This window comes from Aeromonas sp. Y311-2 (assembly GCF_027706025.1).
Lineage (GTDB): Bacteria > Pseudomonadota > Gammaproteobacteria > Enterobacterales > Aeromonadaceae > Aeromonas > Aeromonas veronii.
The window spans coordinates 58,567-73,350 of record NZ_JAPDCL010000004.1 but is presented as its reverse complement, the minus strand read 5'-3'; the positions used below and the strand labels follow the sequence as shown (position 1 = coordinate 73,350).

Sequence of the window (14,784 nt, the reverse complement as noted above, 5' to 3'; positions counted from 1 at the left end):
GAGGGATAATACTGCGTTTATTCATCAGCAATCTCCACTATCTTGGTGCTCATCCCATCCGGGGAACCTCATATCACCTCGTTACAAGGAGCCGCTGATGCATAACGCCTATTCCATTCCCGCCACCATGAGCGCGGTAGAGATTACCCAGCCAGGTGGCCCCGATGTCTTGCAACTGACCACCCGCGCCACACCGGCGCCCAAGCCCGATGAGGTTTTGATCCGGCACTATGCGACCGGCATCAATGGGCCGGATGTGATGCAGCGCAAGGGGCTCTACCCGCCTCCGGCAGGGGCATCGGATATTCCCGGGCTGGAGGTCGCCGGGGTCGTGGTCGCCAAGGGGGAGCAGGTGACTCATCTCAAGATTGGCGACAAGGTCGCCGCGCTGATTTCGGGTGGCGGCTATGCCGAGTACAGCGTCGCCCACCAGAGCAATGTCCTGCCCCTGCCGCCCGGATTGAGCTTTGTCGAAGCCGCGGCACTGCCGGAAACCTTTATGACGGTCTGGTCAAATATGTTTGAACGGGGTCAGTTCAAAAAAGGGGACATTATCTTGATCCATGGCGGTGCCTCCGGCATCGGCACGACCGCCACCATGCTGGCCAAGGCATTTGGCGCCGCCAAAATCATCACCACGGTCGGCTCCCCCGAGCAGCAGGCCGCCAGCATCAAGCTGGGCGCGGATGTGGCCGTGCTCTACAGGGAGGAGGATTTTGTCGAGGCAGTGCATGCAGCCACCGATGGCCATGGCGCCGACATCATTCTCGATATCATTGGCGGAGAGTATGTCGCGCGCAACTATGCGGCGGCCGCCATCAATGGTCGCATAGTCCAGATCGGCATTATTGCGGGCGCCGCCCCCAATCTGGATCTGTTTCCCATGCTGCAAAAGCGGCTGACCCATATCGGCTCCACCCTGCGCTCGCGTACTCCGCAGGAAAAAGCCGAACTGATTGCCCAGCTGCAAACTCATGTCTGGCCATTTATCGAACGCGGCGAGGTCAAACCGCAGGTTTACCAGACCTTCCCGCTGGATGAGGCCGCTGCCGCTCACCATTTGCTGGATTCAGGCCGTCATATCGGCAAGCTGGTATTAACCATGGCGCCGTTGTCGTCAGATTGATAAAGCCCATAGTGGAGCAGGCCGAGGTGGATGCGGTGATATCCAACGCGGAAAGTACCCCCGCCGCAGGCGTAAGGGTTGCAGAAATAAAAAAGAGACCGGCTATATGCCGGTCTCTTTTTAGGTAACAGGAAGGGGCATTATTTTTATGGCATCGTCTTAAAGAACGCGAACGTCCGATTACGCTTCGCTAATCGAACCTACGTGCTACAGGTTATGGCTGTTTAGTTTGATACCATTTTTACGTATAAACTCATCTCTATATGCTGGGTCTAAGATCTTAACCGCCTCTTCAAAACTGGGCGACATATGATATTCAAATAGATGTAGGAGAGAGGGATAAACTGCTTCCCTAGCTCGCCCGACAATATATTTAACACCATCAGCAGTAATTTTTAGTTCTGCTCCAATCTCATGGCGCTTCCCCTTGAATTTATTATCTATAGCTAGAACGGCCATAAGATGCTCGGGATCTTTTTTCCGTTTTATGTTTTTCCTACCCCATGGTTTTCCATCTTTCAGGTGTTCCGTAATTCCAGCTATCAATAGCTCAACCATTCCAGGCAATAACGGGCGGTCCGTTTGAAGGAAGTAGCGCGTTAAGGCGAGGCTTACCTTCAAGGGGTCCTCATCGAAAAATTCGTGGCCAAAATAAGCATCAATCAGAGCATCTTTTGGTGATAAAGCCTTAGTCGTACCGTCTTTGTCGGTACATCTGGTCACCTTGGCACCATCAGGCCAATCGTTTCTAGTCATGCCCTCCGCAAGTTGTTCTAGATCAAAGTTGAACCCATTTACCGAAAAAAAAGGATCCTGCGACATGCTTTCTTTGCTCATGATGACTCCTATTTGGGTTTTTGCCATTTATCAGTGGTGCTTTATCAGGTCGAGTAGATTTTAACAAATCTGTAAATTGTACTCGTGTAGTTTCTGAAAAATGGCAAACTACCTTATTCTTCATCACTAAAAATTCATCAGATAATTTATTTCCTTCAAAAAATGGAATTCTATTTTATGGGAGTGAATATTCCGTATTCTGCAATGTACGGCTTCCTCAGTAAAAAAAGTCCATAAAAAAGCGCCTCCCAAGGGCGGCGCTTTTCAGTTCAATACAAAGCAATCAGCGATTACAAGGATTCAGCGGTCGCAACCACGTTTTCCACAGTAAAGCCGAATTCCTTGAACAACAGCTCGGCCGGTGCGGACTCACCGAAGGTGGTCATACCGATGATCTTGCCGCCGAAACCGACGTACTTGTACCAGTAGTCAGCGATGCCGGCTTCGATGGCCACACGCTTGGTGACGGAGGACGGCAGGACGGACTCTTTGTACTCGGCAGACTGGGCGTCGAACACGTCGGTAGAAGGCAGAGAGACCACGCGCACGGCACGGCCCTTGGCAGTCAGCTGCTCATAGGCGGCAACGGCCAGTTCCACTTCGGAACCGGTGGCGATCAGGATCAGCTCCGGAGTACCGGCGCAATCCTTCAGCACGTAGCCACCCTTGGCGGTGTCGGCCAGCTGCTGGGCAGTACGATCCATCTGGGCCAGGTTCTGACGAGAGAAGATCAGAGAGGTCGGGCCGTCGGTACGCTCGATGGCGTGTTTCCAGGCGATGGCAGATTCAACCTGGTCACACGGACGCCAAGTGCTCATGTTCGGAGTCAGACGCAGGGAGGCGATCTGCTCAACCGGCTGGTGAGTCGGGCCATCTTCACCCAGACCGATGGAGTCGTGGGTGTAAACGAAGATAGCGCGCTGCTTCATCAGGGCGGCCATGCGCAGGGCGTTGCGGGCGTACTCCATGAACATCAGGAAGGTGGCGCCGTAGGGGATGAAACCACCGTGCAGGGCGATACCGTTCATGATGGCGGACATGCCGAACTCGCGTACACCGTAGTGGATGTAGTTGCCGGAGGCATCGTCGTTGGTCAGAGACTTGGAGCCGGACCACATGGTCAGGTTGGACGGAGCCAGGTCGGCAGAGCCGCCCATGAACTCCGGCAGCAGCTTGCCGAACGCTTCCAGAGAGTTCTGGGACGCTTTACGGGTTGCGATCTTGGCCGGGTTGGCTTGCAGGGTTTCGATGATCTTGGCGGATTCAGCAGCCCAGTTGGCCGGCAGTTCGCCAGCGGTACGGCGCTTGAATTCGGCAGCCAGCGTCGGGTGAGCTGCTTCATAGGCGGCGAACTTGGCAGCCCAGTCGGCTTCCAGTGCAGCACCCTTCTCCTGAGCGTTCCACTCGGCAGCGATATCGGCCGGGATAACGAACGGGGCGTGGTCCCACTTCAGGAACGCGCGAGCCGCGGCGATCTCGTCGTTGCCCAGCGGTGAGCCGTGGCAGTCGTGAGAACCGGATTTGTTCGGAGAACCGTAACCGATGATGGTGCGGCAGCAGATCAGAGTCGGCTTGCCGGTCTCGGCCTTGGCGGCTTCGATGGCGGCATTGATGGCTTCCGGGCTGTGACCGTCAACAGCCGGGATTACGTGCCAGCCGTAGGCTTCGAAACGCTTGACGGTGTCGTCGGTGAACCAGCCTTCTACGTGACCGTCGATGGAGATACCGTTGTCATCCCAGAACGCGATCAGTTTGCCCAGTTGCAAGGTACCTGCCAGGGAGCACGCTTCGTGGGAGATACCTTCCATCAGGCAGCCGTCGCCCATAAAGGCGTAGGTGTAGTGGTCAACGATGTCGTGGCCCGGCTGGTTGAACTGCTCAGCCATGGCTTTTTCGGCGATCGCCATACCAACGGCGTTGGTGATGCCCTGACCCAGCGGGCCAGTGGTGGTTTCAACGCCCGGTGCATAGCCGTACTCCGGGTGACCCGGGGTGCGAGAGTGCAGTTGGCGGAAGTTTTTCAGATCGTCGATGGAGAGGTCATAACCGGAGAGGTGCAGCAGGGAGTACAGCAGCATGGAGCCGTGGCCGTTGGAGAGAATGAAACGGTCGCGGTCGGCCCACTTGGGGTTGTTCGGGTTATGTCTGAGGTGGCTACGCCACAGCACTTCGGCGATATCCGCCATTCCCATGGGGGCGCCCGGGTGACCGGAGTTGGCTTTTTGAACGGCATCCATACTCAATGCACGAATGGCATTGGCAAGCTCTTTACGAGAAGGCATCTGAATCTCCTGCGATTGCTTCATTTGATGGCCAAGATTAAGGCGCGTTATTGTCCCAGCAGGGCGCGCGGCGTGCAAATATTATCTGGATGAATAAAGTGGCTTTGGGAGGACAATCGCTTTTCTTGCCCTCTATTGACCAAAGCAACCAGAGAAAAACGTTTGATTTCCATCCCTTTCGGGATAGGAGAGCACCGCTTGTGACCCATTGGACACTGCGCGACAAAATAGTGCTGGCAATCGGGGGGGGCGCTAATTAAAATAGACGTCCAGATGTAGATACCTCTACACCATCCTATTCATCCGGTTATTGCTGTGGCGATAACCCAGACAAGCTGAGACTCTTATCATGGCAAAGCTGTTTACTTCCGAGTCGGTCTCCGAAGGCCATCCCGACAAGATTGCGGACCAGATCTCCGATGCGGTACTGGACGCCATCCTCAAGCAAGATACCAAGGCACGCGTTGCCTGCGAGACCCTGGTCAAGACCGGCATGGTCATGGTGGCCGGCGAAGTAACCACCTCTGCCTGGGTTGATATCGAAGAGATCGTGCGTGATACCGTACGTGAAATCGGCTACACCCACTCCGACATGGGCTTCGATGCTGACTCCTGCGCCGTGCTGAACGCCATCGGCAAGCAGTCCCCGGACATCAACCAGGGCGTTGACCGCAGCGATCCGCTGGAGCAGGGCGCTGGCGACCAGGGCCTGATGTTCGGCTACGCCACCAACGAAACCGACGTGCTGATGCCCGCTCCCATCACCTACTCTCACCTGCTGGTGAAGCGTCAGGCTGAAGTGCGCAAAAATGGCACCCTGCCGTGGCTGCGTCCGGATGCCAAGAGCCAGCTGACCTTCGCCTACGACGACGCAGGCAAGATCATCGGTGTCGATGCCGTGGTTCTGTCTACCCAGCACGCTGAATCCATCAGCCACAAAGATCTGGTTGAAGCGGTACGCGAAGAGATCATCAAGCCGGTACTGCCGGCCGAGTGGGTCAACAAGGACACCAAATACTTCATCAACCCGACCGGCCGTTTCGTTATCGGCGGCCCGATGGGTGACTGCGGTCTGACCGGTCGCAAGATCATCGTCGACACCTACGGCGGCATGGCCCGTCACGGTGGTGGCGCCTTCTCCGGCAAGGATCCGTCCAAGGTTGACCGTTCCGCTGCCTACGCCGCACGTTACGTTGCAAAAAACATCGTTGCCGCCGGTCTGGCCGATCGCTGTGAAATCCAGATCTCCTACGCCATCGGCGTGGCCGAGCCGACCTCCATCAGCGTCGAAACCTTCGGTACTGCCAAGGTCGCCGAAGAGCTGCTGGTCAAACTGGTGCGCGAGCACTTCGAACTGCGCCCGTATGGCCTGATCGAAATGCTGGATCTGAAGCGCCCGATCTACCAGGCTACCGCTGCCTACGGTCACTTCGGTCGTGACGAGTTCCCGTGGGAGCAGACCAACAAGGCCGAACTGCTGCGTTCCGCCGCTGGCCTGTAAGGCTCGCTGTTGTGATAAAAGGGGAGCCTGGCTCCCCTTTTGCTTATCCGCTATCTGACGAGATGTTGATGTCTGCCACTCCTGCCCAGCTTGTCGCCCTGCTGCAACAACGCGTAGAAGCCTGCTTTGTGCAGGCCGAGGCGCGCCTTGGCCGCACCTTCCCCCGCCCGCGGATCTACTGCAATATGCGGGGCCGGGCGGCAGGATCGGCGCGGCTGCAAACCTGGGAGTTGCGCTTCAACCCTGCCCTCTATCAGGCCAACCAGCAGGCGTTTCTGGATGAGGTGGTGCCCCACGAGGTGGCCCATCTGCTGGTCTATGCCCTGTGGGGTGACGGGCGCGGCAAAAACCGGGTGCTACCCCACGGCCGCCAGTGGCAATCGGTAATGCGGGAGGTGTTCGGCCTTGAGCCCAGAACCACCCACAGCTTCGATCTGGCGGTACTGGCCCAGCGCACCGTGCCCTATCGCTGTCACTGCCAGCAGCATCAACTGTCGATACGCCGCCACAACAAGGTGGTGCGTGGCGAAGCCCGCTATCACTGTCGTCGCTGCAAGCAGCCGCTGGAGCGGGAACGGCCGGAGCCAGAGCAGTAAGCCAGCTTGTGTCGCGCCCCTGTGGTAGGGTGCCCGCCATCGTTCGTCAATCACCCCGTTTGCAAGGAATCCCATGCGTTTCATCTCCTCCCTCGCCCTGACCCTGCTGGCCGGTTTACCGCTGCTCAGCGCCCCCCTGCACGCCCAGACCTTTCGCGAAGCCAAGCAGGATCTGGTGAAGATCTATCGCAGCCAGCCTGCGGTCACCACCTTCTACTGCGGCTGCGACATCGACTATCAGGGCAAGAAAATGAGCCCGGATCTCGCCAGCTGCGGTTACGAGCCGCGCAAGCAGGCCAAACGCGCCGCCCGCATCGAGTGGGAACACGTGGTCCCCGCCTGGGAGTTCGGCCACCAGCTGCAGTGCTGGCAGGATGGCGGTCGCAAGAACTGCGAAAAAGCGAGTCCCGAGTTCAACAAGATGGAGGGGGACATGCACAACCTCTTCCCCGCCATTGGCGAAGTGAACGGCGATCGGGCCAACTACCGCTTCTCCGACTGGAACGGCAAGCCGGATCAGTACGGCCAGTGCCAGATGCTGGTGGATTTCAAGGATCGTCGGGTGCAGCCGCCCAAGGGGCCGGTACGGGGCCAGATTGCCCGCGCCTACCTCTACATGAGCCAGCAGTATGGGCTGCGTCTGGCAGCGCAACAGCGTAAACTGTTTGAAGCCTGGGATCGCCAGTACCCGGCAGAGGGCTGGGAGTGCGAGCGCAACCGCCACATCGGCAAGCTGCAGGGCAATACCAATCCCTTTATTGAAAAGCAGTGCCAATAACCCCATTTGACCTGGGAGGGGATAGCCCCTCCTATCATGAAGCCCTTCCCCACTGCCGTGTGAGCCTTGCTCGCCGCAGGATATGAAGGGTTTCCAAGCAAGAGACTGACAAGCAGCCATGCGCATTCCACGTATCTATGAACCGGCCACCCTGCAAGTTGGCCAGACCATCGCCCTGTCGGAAGACGGCGCCAACCATATCGGCCGGGTACTGCGCATGCAGCCGGGCCAGCAGCTCGAGCTGTTCAACGGCGATGGCACTCAATATCCCGCCACCATCGCCAGCGTCGGCAAAAAGTCGGTGGAAGTGACCATCGACAGTTGTGACGTCCAATCGGTGGAGTCACCGTTGGCCATCCACCTAGGTCAGGTGATCAGCCGTGGCGACAAGATGGACTTCACCATCCAGAAATCGGTGGAGCTGGGCGTCACCTGCATCACCCCGCTCTTCTCGGAGCGCTGTGGCGTCAAGCTGCCGGCCGATCGACTGGAGAAGAAGCGCGAGCAGTGGCAGAAGGTGGTGATCAGCGCCTGCGAACAGTGCGGCCGCAACGTGGTGCCCGAAGTGCGTATGCCGATGGAGCTGGATGCCTGGCTGGCGGAAGAGACCAAAGAGCTCAAGCTCAACCTGCACCCGCGCGCCGAGTACAGCATCAACACCCTGCCCGTTCCCGAGCACGGCGTGCGCCTGCTGATTGGCCCGGAAGGGGGATTGTCGAGCGACGAGATCGCCCGTACCGTGCAGGAAGATTTCAAAGAGATGCTGCTGGGGCCGCGGGTGCTGCGCACCGAAACCGCCGCCCTGACTGCGATTACTGCGCTGCAGTGCCGCTTTGGCGATCTCGCTTGATACTATCGGCCGCATCAATCAGCCCCATGGCTGCATCGACTCAGCCTCAAGCGGACGATTACGCTGCGCTAATCGACCCTACAATCCTATCGAGCCATTAAAAAGGAACAGCGGATGACCATTAAACTCGGCATCGTGATGGACCCCATCTCGGCCATCAACATCAAGAAAGATTCCAGCTTTGCCATGCTCGAAGAGGCGCAAAAGCGCGGCTATGAGCTCTTCTATCTGGAGATGAAGGATCTCTACATGGAAGCTGGTCGCGCCTTTGGCACCATGCGCCCGCTCACCGTCAAATATGACTATGCCGACTGGTACACCCTGGGCGAGGTGGTGGATCAGCCCCTCTCCAACCTAGATGTGATCCTGATGCGCAAGGATCCGCCGTTCGACACCGAATTTATCTACGCCACCTACATGCTGGAGCGGGCCGAGGATGAGGGTTGCCTTATCGTCAACAAGCCGCAGAGCCTGCGCGACGCCAACGAGAAGCTCTATACTGCCTGGTTTGCCGAGCACACCCCGACCACGCTGGTAACCCGCCGCGCCGACAAGCTGCGCGCCTTTCACGCGAAGCACAAAGACGTCATCCTCAAGCCGCTGGACGGCATGGGCGGCGCCTCCATCTTCCGCATGAAGGAAGATGACGCCAACGTCGGTGTCATCATCGAGACCCTGACCGCCCACGGCAGCCAGTACTGCATGGCGCAGACCTATCTGCCCGCTATCAAGGATGGCGACAAGCGGGTACTGGTGGTGGATGGCGAACCGGTTCCCTACTGTCTGGCCCGTATTCCGGCGCAAGGTGAGACCCGTGGCAATCTGGCTGCCGGCGGCCGTGGTGAAGCGCGTCCCCTGAGCGAAGCCGACTGGGCCATCGCCCGCGCGGTGGGCCCAACGTTGAAAGAGAAAGGCCTTATCTTCGTCGGCCTCGACATCATCGGCGATCGGCTGACCGAGATTAACGTCACCAGCCCGACCTGCATTCGCGAGATTGAAGCCGCCTTCGACGTGCACATTACCGGCATGCTGATGGATGCCATCGAGCGTCGGCTGGGCAAATAATCGCCAGGCAGGCTAAACCGGCCTGTTCAGGGGTAACCCGTCCCCGACAAGCCCGGAAACAGAGAGGGTGGCCCGGCGCCACCCTCTCTGTTTCAAGACAATCCGGAAAGGGGCGGGATCTCGCCCAGCCCAAAAAGCGGTTTTTCCCATGGGGATCAACTGCCATAATTGACCTCAAATACCTTTGCACTATTTGGCCTCTATGCAAACACTGCAAAATCACTTCCTGCTTGCCATGCCAAGCCTGACGGATCCCTACTTCGAGCGCTCGCTGGTCTATCTGTGCGAGCACAACGAAGAGGGCGCCATGGGACTGGTCGTCAACATTCCGGTCGAGATGTCGCTGGAAACCATGCTGACCCAGCTCCAGCTCAATCCGCCCAACAACCCGGAGCTCAAGCAGCCGGTGCTGCAAGGGGGACCGGTTCACGCCGATCGCGGCTTCGTGCTGCACAGCTTCCGCCCCGGTTTCAACTCCACCCTGCAGGTGGGGGATGAGATGATGGTGACCACCTCCAAGGATATTCTGGAAACCCTGGGTACGAGCGAGGCTCCTGCCCATTGGCTGGTGGCCCTTGGTTATGCCGGCTGGAGCGCCGGGCAGCTGGAGCAGGAGCTGGTGGACGGCGCCTGGCTGGTGATCCCCCCCAATCCGGCTCTGGTGTTCAAGACCCCCATTCACAAACGTTGGCAGCAAGCCGCCGCCAGCATAGGGGTGAACCCGGTTCACCTCTCCAGCGACATCGGCCACAGCTGATCGGCTGGCCCGCTCCGCTCTCTATTTCGAGGATTTATCAGTTATGTCATCACGCAGCATCATGGGCTTTGACTATGGCACCAAGAGCATTGGCGTCGCCATCGGTCAGGAGCTGACTGGCACAGCCCAGCCTCTGCGCGCCCTCAAGGCCAACGACGGCATCCCCAACTGGGACGAGATTGAGAAGCTGCTCAAGGAGTGGCAACCGGATCTGCTGGTGGTCGGTCTGCCGCTGAACATGGATGGCACCGATCAGGAGATCACGGTACGGGCCCGCAAATTCGGCAACCGGCTGCATGGCCGTTTCGGCAAGCCGGTGGAGTTCAAGGATGAACGACTCACCACCACAGATGCCCGCGCCCGGCTGTTTGAGCGAGGCGGCTATCGCGCGCTGGAGAAAGGCAGTGTGGACGGGGTATCGGCGCAGCTGATCGTCGAAGCCTGGATGGAAGAGCAGTACAACTAAACCATCAACAGCAAGGCAAGGGTCGCCGCCCTTGCCTTGTCTCGCACAATCCCCTCATTACGCCTGTGATTGTCCCGCCACCAGCCCCTCGGCCTCTGTCGGCGTCGCATTCATCATCCGGTTGAGCCAGGGCACCATCAGCCCCATCACTACCGCAATCAACAGGGTCGCCATCCCGATCTTGCCAAATACGCCGGTGTAAATGGGCAAGGTTTGCAGCGGATCCGTCATCCCTTGCGGCACGGCGGTAAAAGTCGCCACATAGCCACCCAGCAGGGACGCCATCGCTTGAGTCAGGAACCACATTCCGAGAATAAAACCCATCAGCCGTTGCGGCACCAGCGCAGCCACCATCGCCAGTCCCAGGGCACTGATCATCAGCTCGCCCAGACTCTGGAACAGGTAGATAAGCACCATAAACCAGGGGGAGGTAAGCCCCTGCTCATCGGCAAACCACCAGCCGGATGCCGCTGCCGTCAGAAAGCCCAGCGAGCAGAAGAACATCCCGAGGGTGAACTTGAGCGGCATGGTGAGATCCCGCCCCTTGCTGCCCATCCGGGTATAGATCATCGCGAGTACCGGGCTACCCACCACCACCCAGAAGGGGTTGAGCGCCTGGAAGCTGATGGGGTTGACGCTCATGCCCAGCATTTCGTGGTGCATGTTGTTGATGGCAAAGAAGTTAAGCGAGGTCGGCATCTGGGCATACAGCACATAGAAGAGCACCGCCTCCAGCATCAGCACGAAGGCCACATACATCTTGTTGCGGCCCACTGTGTCGAGCCTGAACGCCTCGCGAAAGAAGAAGATCACCACGGCGATGGTTACCGTCATCAGCACCATGTTGGCGATCACCACGTGGTGCATCAACCAGGCGCAAAAGAAGACCATGGCTACCGAGCCCAATATAACCAGCAGCAGCTTGCTGTAATTCAGTGGCAGGTGATCCGGCTCGGAGCCAATATCCTTGACCATATTGCGGCAGGCAAAGAAGGTAAGCAGCGCAATAATCAACCCCACCCCGCACAGGTTATAGGTCACGGTATAGCCGTAGTGATCGGCAATCACCGGCGCGAGCGAGAGGGAAATAAGGGAGCCGATATTGATCGACATATAGAACAGGGTAAACGCCCCATCCAGCCGCGGATCTTTTGGCTGGTAGCATTTTGACAGCAGGCTGGCCGGATTGGCCTTGAATAGGCAGTTACCGACCGCGATGGTGCCCAGCGCATAGAAAATCAGGTCGGGATTGTAGATCGACAGGCCGGTCATAAAATAACCGACCACCAACACGATAGCCCCGAGCACCATGGTGCGCTTGGTGCCGAGCACATGGTCGCCGACATAGCCGCCGACCGAGATCAGACCATATACCAGCGCCGAGAAGGCACCGAAGGTAATAAAGGATTGCTCTTGGGAAAAACCCAGTTGCTGTACAAAGAAGACCGCCAATATCCCCTGCACGCCGTAATAACCGAAGCGCTCCCAGAGTTCGACGAAAAATATCATAAAGAAGGGTTTGGGCTGTTGTAACAACCCGGTCGGTGCTGTTGCTGGACGCATATCAACCTGCCTTTGCTGAGATTTATTTTTATTAATCTGGTGGTGGCTGCCGCACTATTTTTTGCCCGCCATTGCTATAACGGAGAGCACAGTCAGCCTGCCAATCTGGCTATTTTCGGGTGCACGCGCCCCGTTCGATGAAAGGTGTTTTTCATCTAGCCGGTTTCAATTACGGGTTATCGGGGGATGATGAGTGGCGTCTCCCAGTACAGTTACCGGCTCCGGGTTCTACCTTTGCTGCATCCCTTTACTCAAGCCGGTTTATCAACCTTGATGCTTATTCCCCTCTGCTCCGTCACTCATGGCTGGTGGCCAGATAGCCGGGGCATGGCACGGCCACAGACGACCTGTGGGGCTGGCTCACGCCGCGCTCTAATGGCAGTCACCTACGCAGGCGCTATCTAACCCCGCCATTCCAAGGGGTGTTATGCCATATCACTGCAAATACAGGAACTTAATGGTCGATCACACTTTAAAAGTGACCATTAGTGAAGTTTTCTAATGAAACCACATGAATTTTTTTCGTGAAAAGAGCTTCACTCGAGACGTGCAACCAAGGCCAATCTGTGCATAAAGAGAGTTGAATGGCACACAGTTTGAACCCGAGCTCGGCACTTAAGTCGTGCCAAAGCCCACTCATCCGGGCGATGCGACAACAAAAAGCCGGAGCAGATGGCTCCGGCTGATCGATGGGCACCGTCACGGCCACATTAGCGTGGCGATTCGTCGTTGTAGAGCCGCCGGATCTCGTTGCGCAGCCACATCACCTTGGCATCCTGATTGTGCCGCTTGTGCCACAGCAGGATGAAGGCGATCTCCAGCTGGGCGTAGAGCTTCTCGGGTAGCGGCAGCGGCATGGCGATCAGATTGCCGTGATGCCGACTGGCATAACCACCGCAGTAGGAAGGAGCCACCGCAATCAGTTCGTGGCTCGACTGGGAGGCAATATGCAGCGCCTGCTCGAAGCTTGAGACCATGATGGGCACCTCCCGCTTCAGCCCCTCGTCCTCCAGCAGACTGTCGAGGGCCCAGGTATCGTTCGCCTCCCACACCATGCTGATCTGGGGGCTGGCCAGAAAGTTCTCCAGCGACCACTTCTGCTCGAGCAATGGGTGATCCTTGCGCAGAAAAACCACCGGGCGATCGGTAAAAAGCACCTCGTGATCAATGTAATAAGGCAAGCGGTTGACCCTGGCTTGGGAGCGGCCATGGGTCTCGCGGGCACAAAAGCCGAGATCCGCATCGCCGTTGACGATGTCGTTGAGGGAGTGGTGATCCCACCCCAGCATCCTGACCACCGAGTTGGGGTACTTCTGGTAGATGGTCATGGGCAGATCGCTCAGGAAGCTGATGTAGAAGGGGGACTCCATCACCAGCGTGAAACGAGCTCCGTCGGGGATCGCCTCGCTATTGAGCGAGGTGATGCTGTCGGTGAGCTGGAACCAGACCTTCAGCTCCTCCTCCAGGGTCAGGGAGAGGTTGGTGGGCTGCAACCCCTGCCGCACCCGCACAAACAGGGGATCGTCAAACCACTCCCGCAATTTGGCCAAAGACTTGCTCACCGCCGACGGGGTGACACAGAGCTTTTTGGCCGCCCCTGCCACACTGCGCTCCTGCATCAGGTACTTGAAGACCACCAGCAGGTTCAAATCGAGTTCACCCAGATTGCGCATATCCCCTCTCATCTTCCATCAGCCCTGCGACCGCGCTTCACGAAGCGCGAGCCATAGTACCAGCCCTTTGACAGCCAGGTAACTGAGCAGAGCCAGCAGCAGGGCGCAGATCAGCATCTCGGTCGGGGCAAAGCCAAGTTGGCCCAGCAGCCAGATATAGAGGCCGGAGAGGCTGATCTGCATGATGCAGAGCACGGCGCTGGCAAACGCCACATTGTGCTGACAACCATCGAGCGCCTCCCCCATCGCCACTCCAAAGCCGCAGGAGAAGCCGACACAGACCAAGGCAAATCCCGGCAGCAGCAGATGGATATCGCCTCCCGTCTGCCAGCTGCCGAACAGTGAGCAGGCCGCCAGCAGATAGGAGAGATGAGACACCGCCAGCACCTTGTGCTTACCAAGCCAGCGCAGCAGCAGCGGCGTCAGGAAGGAGGTGGACATGCTCACCCCGGCCATCACCATCATCACGATGGAGTACTGCTCGGTAGTGAAGCCAAACTCCTTCATCAGGATCAGCGGCGAGACGCTGACATAGACCAAAATAGAGGTCACGCTGGCACTGGTCAGCAGGGAGAGCAACATAAAGCGCGGGGAGCGCAGCAGGGCAAATGGCAGCGTTGTGCCCCCCCCCGTTTGCCGGGCCGGGCGGGTCTCCTTGAGCAGCAACCAATTCACCAAACCGCTGACAGCCGCCACCAGCGCCATCGCCACGAAGATCCCGCGCCAGTCAAAATGGGACAGGATGAGGTAACCGAGCACCGGCGCCAGCACCGGGATCACGCAGATGACCCCGTTGATCATCGAGAGCGCCATCGCCAACCGCTCCTGACTTAGCACGTCCCGCAGCACGGTAAAGGTCATGACATAGAGCGCCCCCGCCCCGACTCCCTGCCAGAAACGGCCGAAATAGAACTGGCCAATCCCCTCTGCACTGCCTGCCACCAGCGAGGCGAGGACAAAAATCAGGGCGCCCCCGAGCACCACCCAGCGCCGCCCGTAGCGATCGGCAATCATTCCGCCCAGCAGCACGGTCGCCGCCATGCCAAACAGATAGATGGAGAAGGCGGTGTGGATCTGCGCCTCGCTCGCCTGCAGGGTATCGGCAATCTGGGGCACGGCGACCAGATAGAGATCGATCCCGACCGGATAGAGGATGATCATCAGAAAAGTGCACAACAGGAAAACAGGCATGGATGCTCCATAACAGATTGACCCGCCTACCCCCGCCAGATTGCAGCAACATAGAGCAAAAGTTGGCGGGGCCAAGGTGGTGACAAAGGTAGCAACGCA

The 14,784-nt window shown here is 58.1% G+C and carries 13 protein-coding genes; 8 read left to right on the top strand and 5 right to left on the bottom strand.

Annotated features, from left to right (window positions below; translation table 11 throughout):
* Positions 1 to 97 precede the first annotated feature (97 nt).
* Positions 98 to 1,126 (top strand): NAD(P)H-quinone oxidoreductase, encoded by a 1,029-nt coding sequence (locus tag OKC42_RS05550; protein ID WP_270819202.1) that lies wholly within the window; start codon positions 98 to 100, stop codon positions 1,124 to 1,126.
* A gap of 207 nt (positions 1,127 to 1,333) precedes the next feature.
* Here OKC42_RS05550 and OKC42_RS05545 read toward each other — a convergent pair whose 3' ends face one another.
* Positions 1,334 to 1,963, bottom strand: coding sequence for a hypothetical protein (locus OKC42_RS05545; RefSeq protein WP_042010712.1), 630 nt, complete (start codon positions 1,961 to 1,963; stop codon positions 1,334 to 1,336).
* Positions 1,964 to 2,253: 290 nt separating this feature from the next.
* Entirely contained in the window at positions 2,254 to 4,245 is a 1,992-nt protein-coding gene (gene tkt / locus OKC42_RS05540; protein WP_005338517.1) for a transketolase, read from the bottom strand.
* Positions 4,246 to 4,594: 349 nt separating this feature from the next.
* Between tkt and metK the strand changes: the two genes are divergently transcribed.
* The 7 genes from metK to ruvX all read left to right on the top strand — a co-directional run bounded on the left by metK (position 4,595) and on the right by ruvX (position 10,258).
* Positions 4,595 to 5,746 (top strand): methionine adenosyltransferase, encoded by a 1,152-nt coding sequence (gene metK, locus OKC42_RS05535; protein WP_270819201.1) that lies wholly within the window; start codon positions 4,595 to 4,597, stop codon positions 5,744 to 5,746.
* 68 nt (positions 5,747 to 5,814) lie between these two features.
* Positions 5,815 to 6,342 carry a SprT family zinc-dependent metalloprotease gene (locus tag OKC42_RS05530; protein WP_042055152.1) on the top strand — a complete coding sequence of 176 codons (528 nt, stop codon included), beginning with the start codon at positions 5,815 to 5,817 and terminating at the stop codon, positions 6,340 to 6,342.
* 73 nt (positions 6,343 to 6,415) lie between these two features.
* The gene (locus tag OKC42_RS05525) at positions 6,416 to 7,120 is read left to right on the top strand and encodes an endonuclease (protein ID WP_042055150.1); all 705 of its coding nucleotides are present in this window, start codon (positions 6,416 to 6,418) and stop codon (positions 7,118 to 7,120) included.
* A 118-nt stretch (positions 7,121 to 7,238) separates the two neighbouring features.
* Entirely contained in the window at positions 7,239 to 7,970 is a 732-nt protein-coding gene (gene rsmE, locus OKC42_RS05520; RefSeq protein ID WP_064338534.1) for a 16S rRNA (uracil(1498)-N(3))-methyltransferase, read from the top strand.
* Positions 7,971 to 8,084: 114 nt separating this feature from the next.
* Complete coding sequence (gshB, locus tag OKC42_RS05515) at positions 8,085 to 9,035, top strand: glutathione synthase (RefSeq protein WP_040066605.1); 951 nt, start codon at positions 8,085 to 8,087, stop codon at positions 9,033 to 9,035.
* 202 nt (positions 9,036 to 9,237) lie between these two features.
* Positions 9,238 to 9,792, top strand: coding sequence for a YqgE/AlgH family protein (locus OKC42_RS05510; protein ID WP_005349793.1), 555 nt, complete (start codon positions 9,238 to 9,240; stop codon positions 9,790 to 9,792).
* A gap of 43 nt (positions 9,793 to 9,835) precedes the next feature.
* The gene (gene ruvX, locus OKC42_RS05505) at positions 9,836 to 10,258 is read left to right on the top strand and encodes a Holliday junction resolvase RuvX (RefSeq protein WP_005343821.1); all 423 of its coding nucleotides are present in this window, start codon (positions 9,836 to 9,838) and stop codon (positions 10,256 to 10,258) included.
* A gap of 57 nt (positions 10,259 to 10,315) precedes the next feature.
* Here the strand turns inward: ruvX and dtpB are convergent, their stop codons facing one another.
* The 3 genes from dtpB to OKC42_RS05490 form a co-directional block, all read right to left on the bottom strand.
* Positions 10,316 to 11,821 (bottom strand): dipeptide/tripeptide permease DtpB, encoded by a 1,506-nt coding sequence (dtpB, locus tag OKC42_RS05500; RefSeq protein WP_151286721.1) that lies wholly within the window; start codon positions 11,819 to 11,821, stop codon positions 10,316 to 10,318.
* Positions 11,822 to 12,531: 710 nt separating this feature from the next.
* Positions 12,532 to 13,494: an HTH-type transcriptional regulator YidZ gene (gene yidZ / locus OKC42_RS05495; RefSeq protein ID WP_127006425.1), complete on the bottom strand. Its 963-nt coding sequence runs from the start codon at positions 13,492 to 13,494 to the stop codon at positions 12,532 to 12,534.
* An 18-nt stretch (positions 13,495 to 13,512) separates the two neighbouring features.
* Positions 13,513 to 14,685, bottom strand: coding sequence for an MFS transporter (locus OKC42_RS05490; protein WP_151286722.1), 1,173 nt, complete (start codon positions 14,683 to 14,685; stop codon positions 13,513 to 13,515).
* Between the last annotated feature and the right edge of the window lie 99 nt (positions 14,686 to 14,784).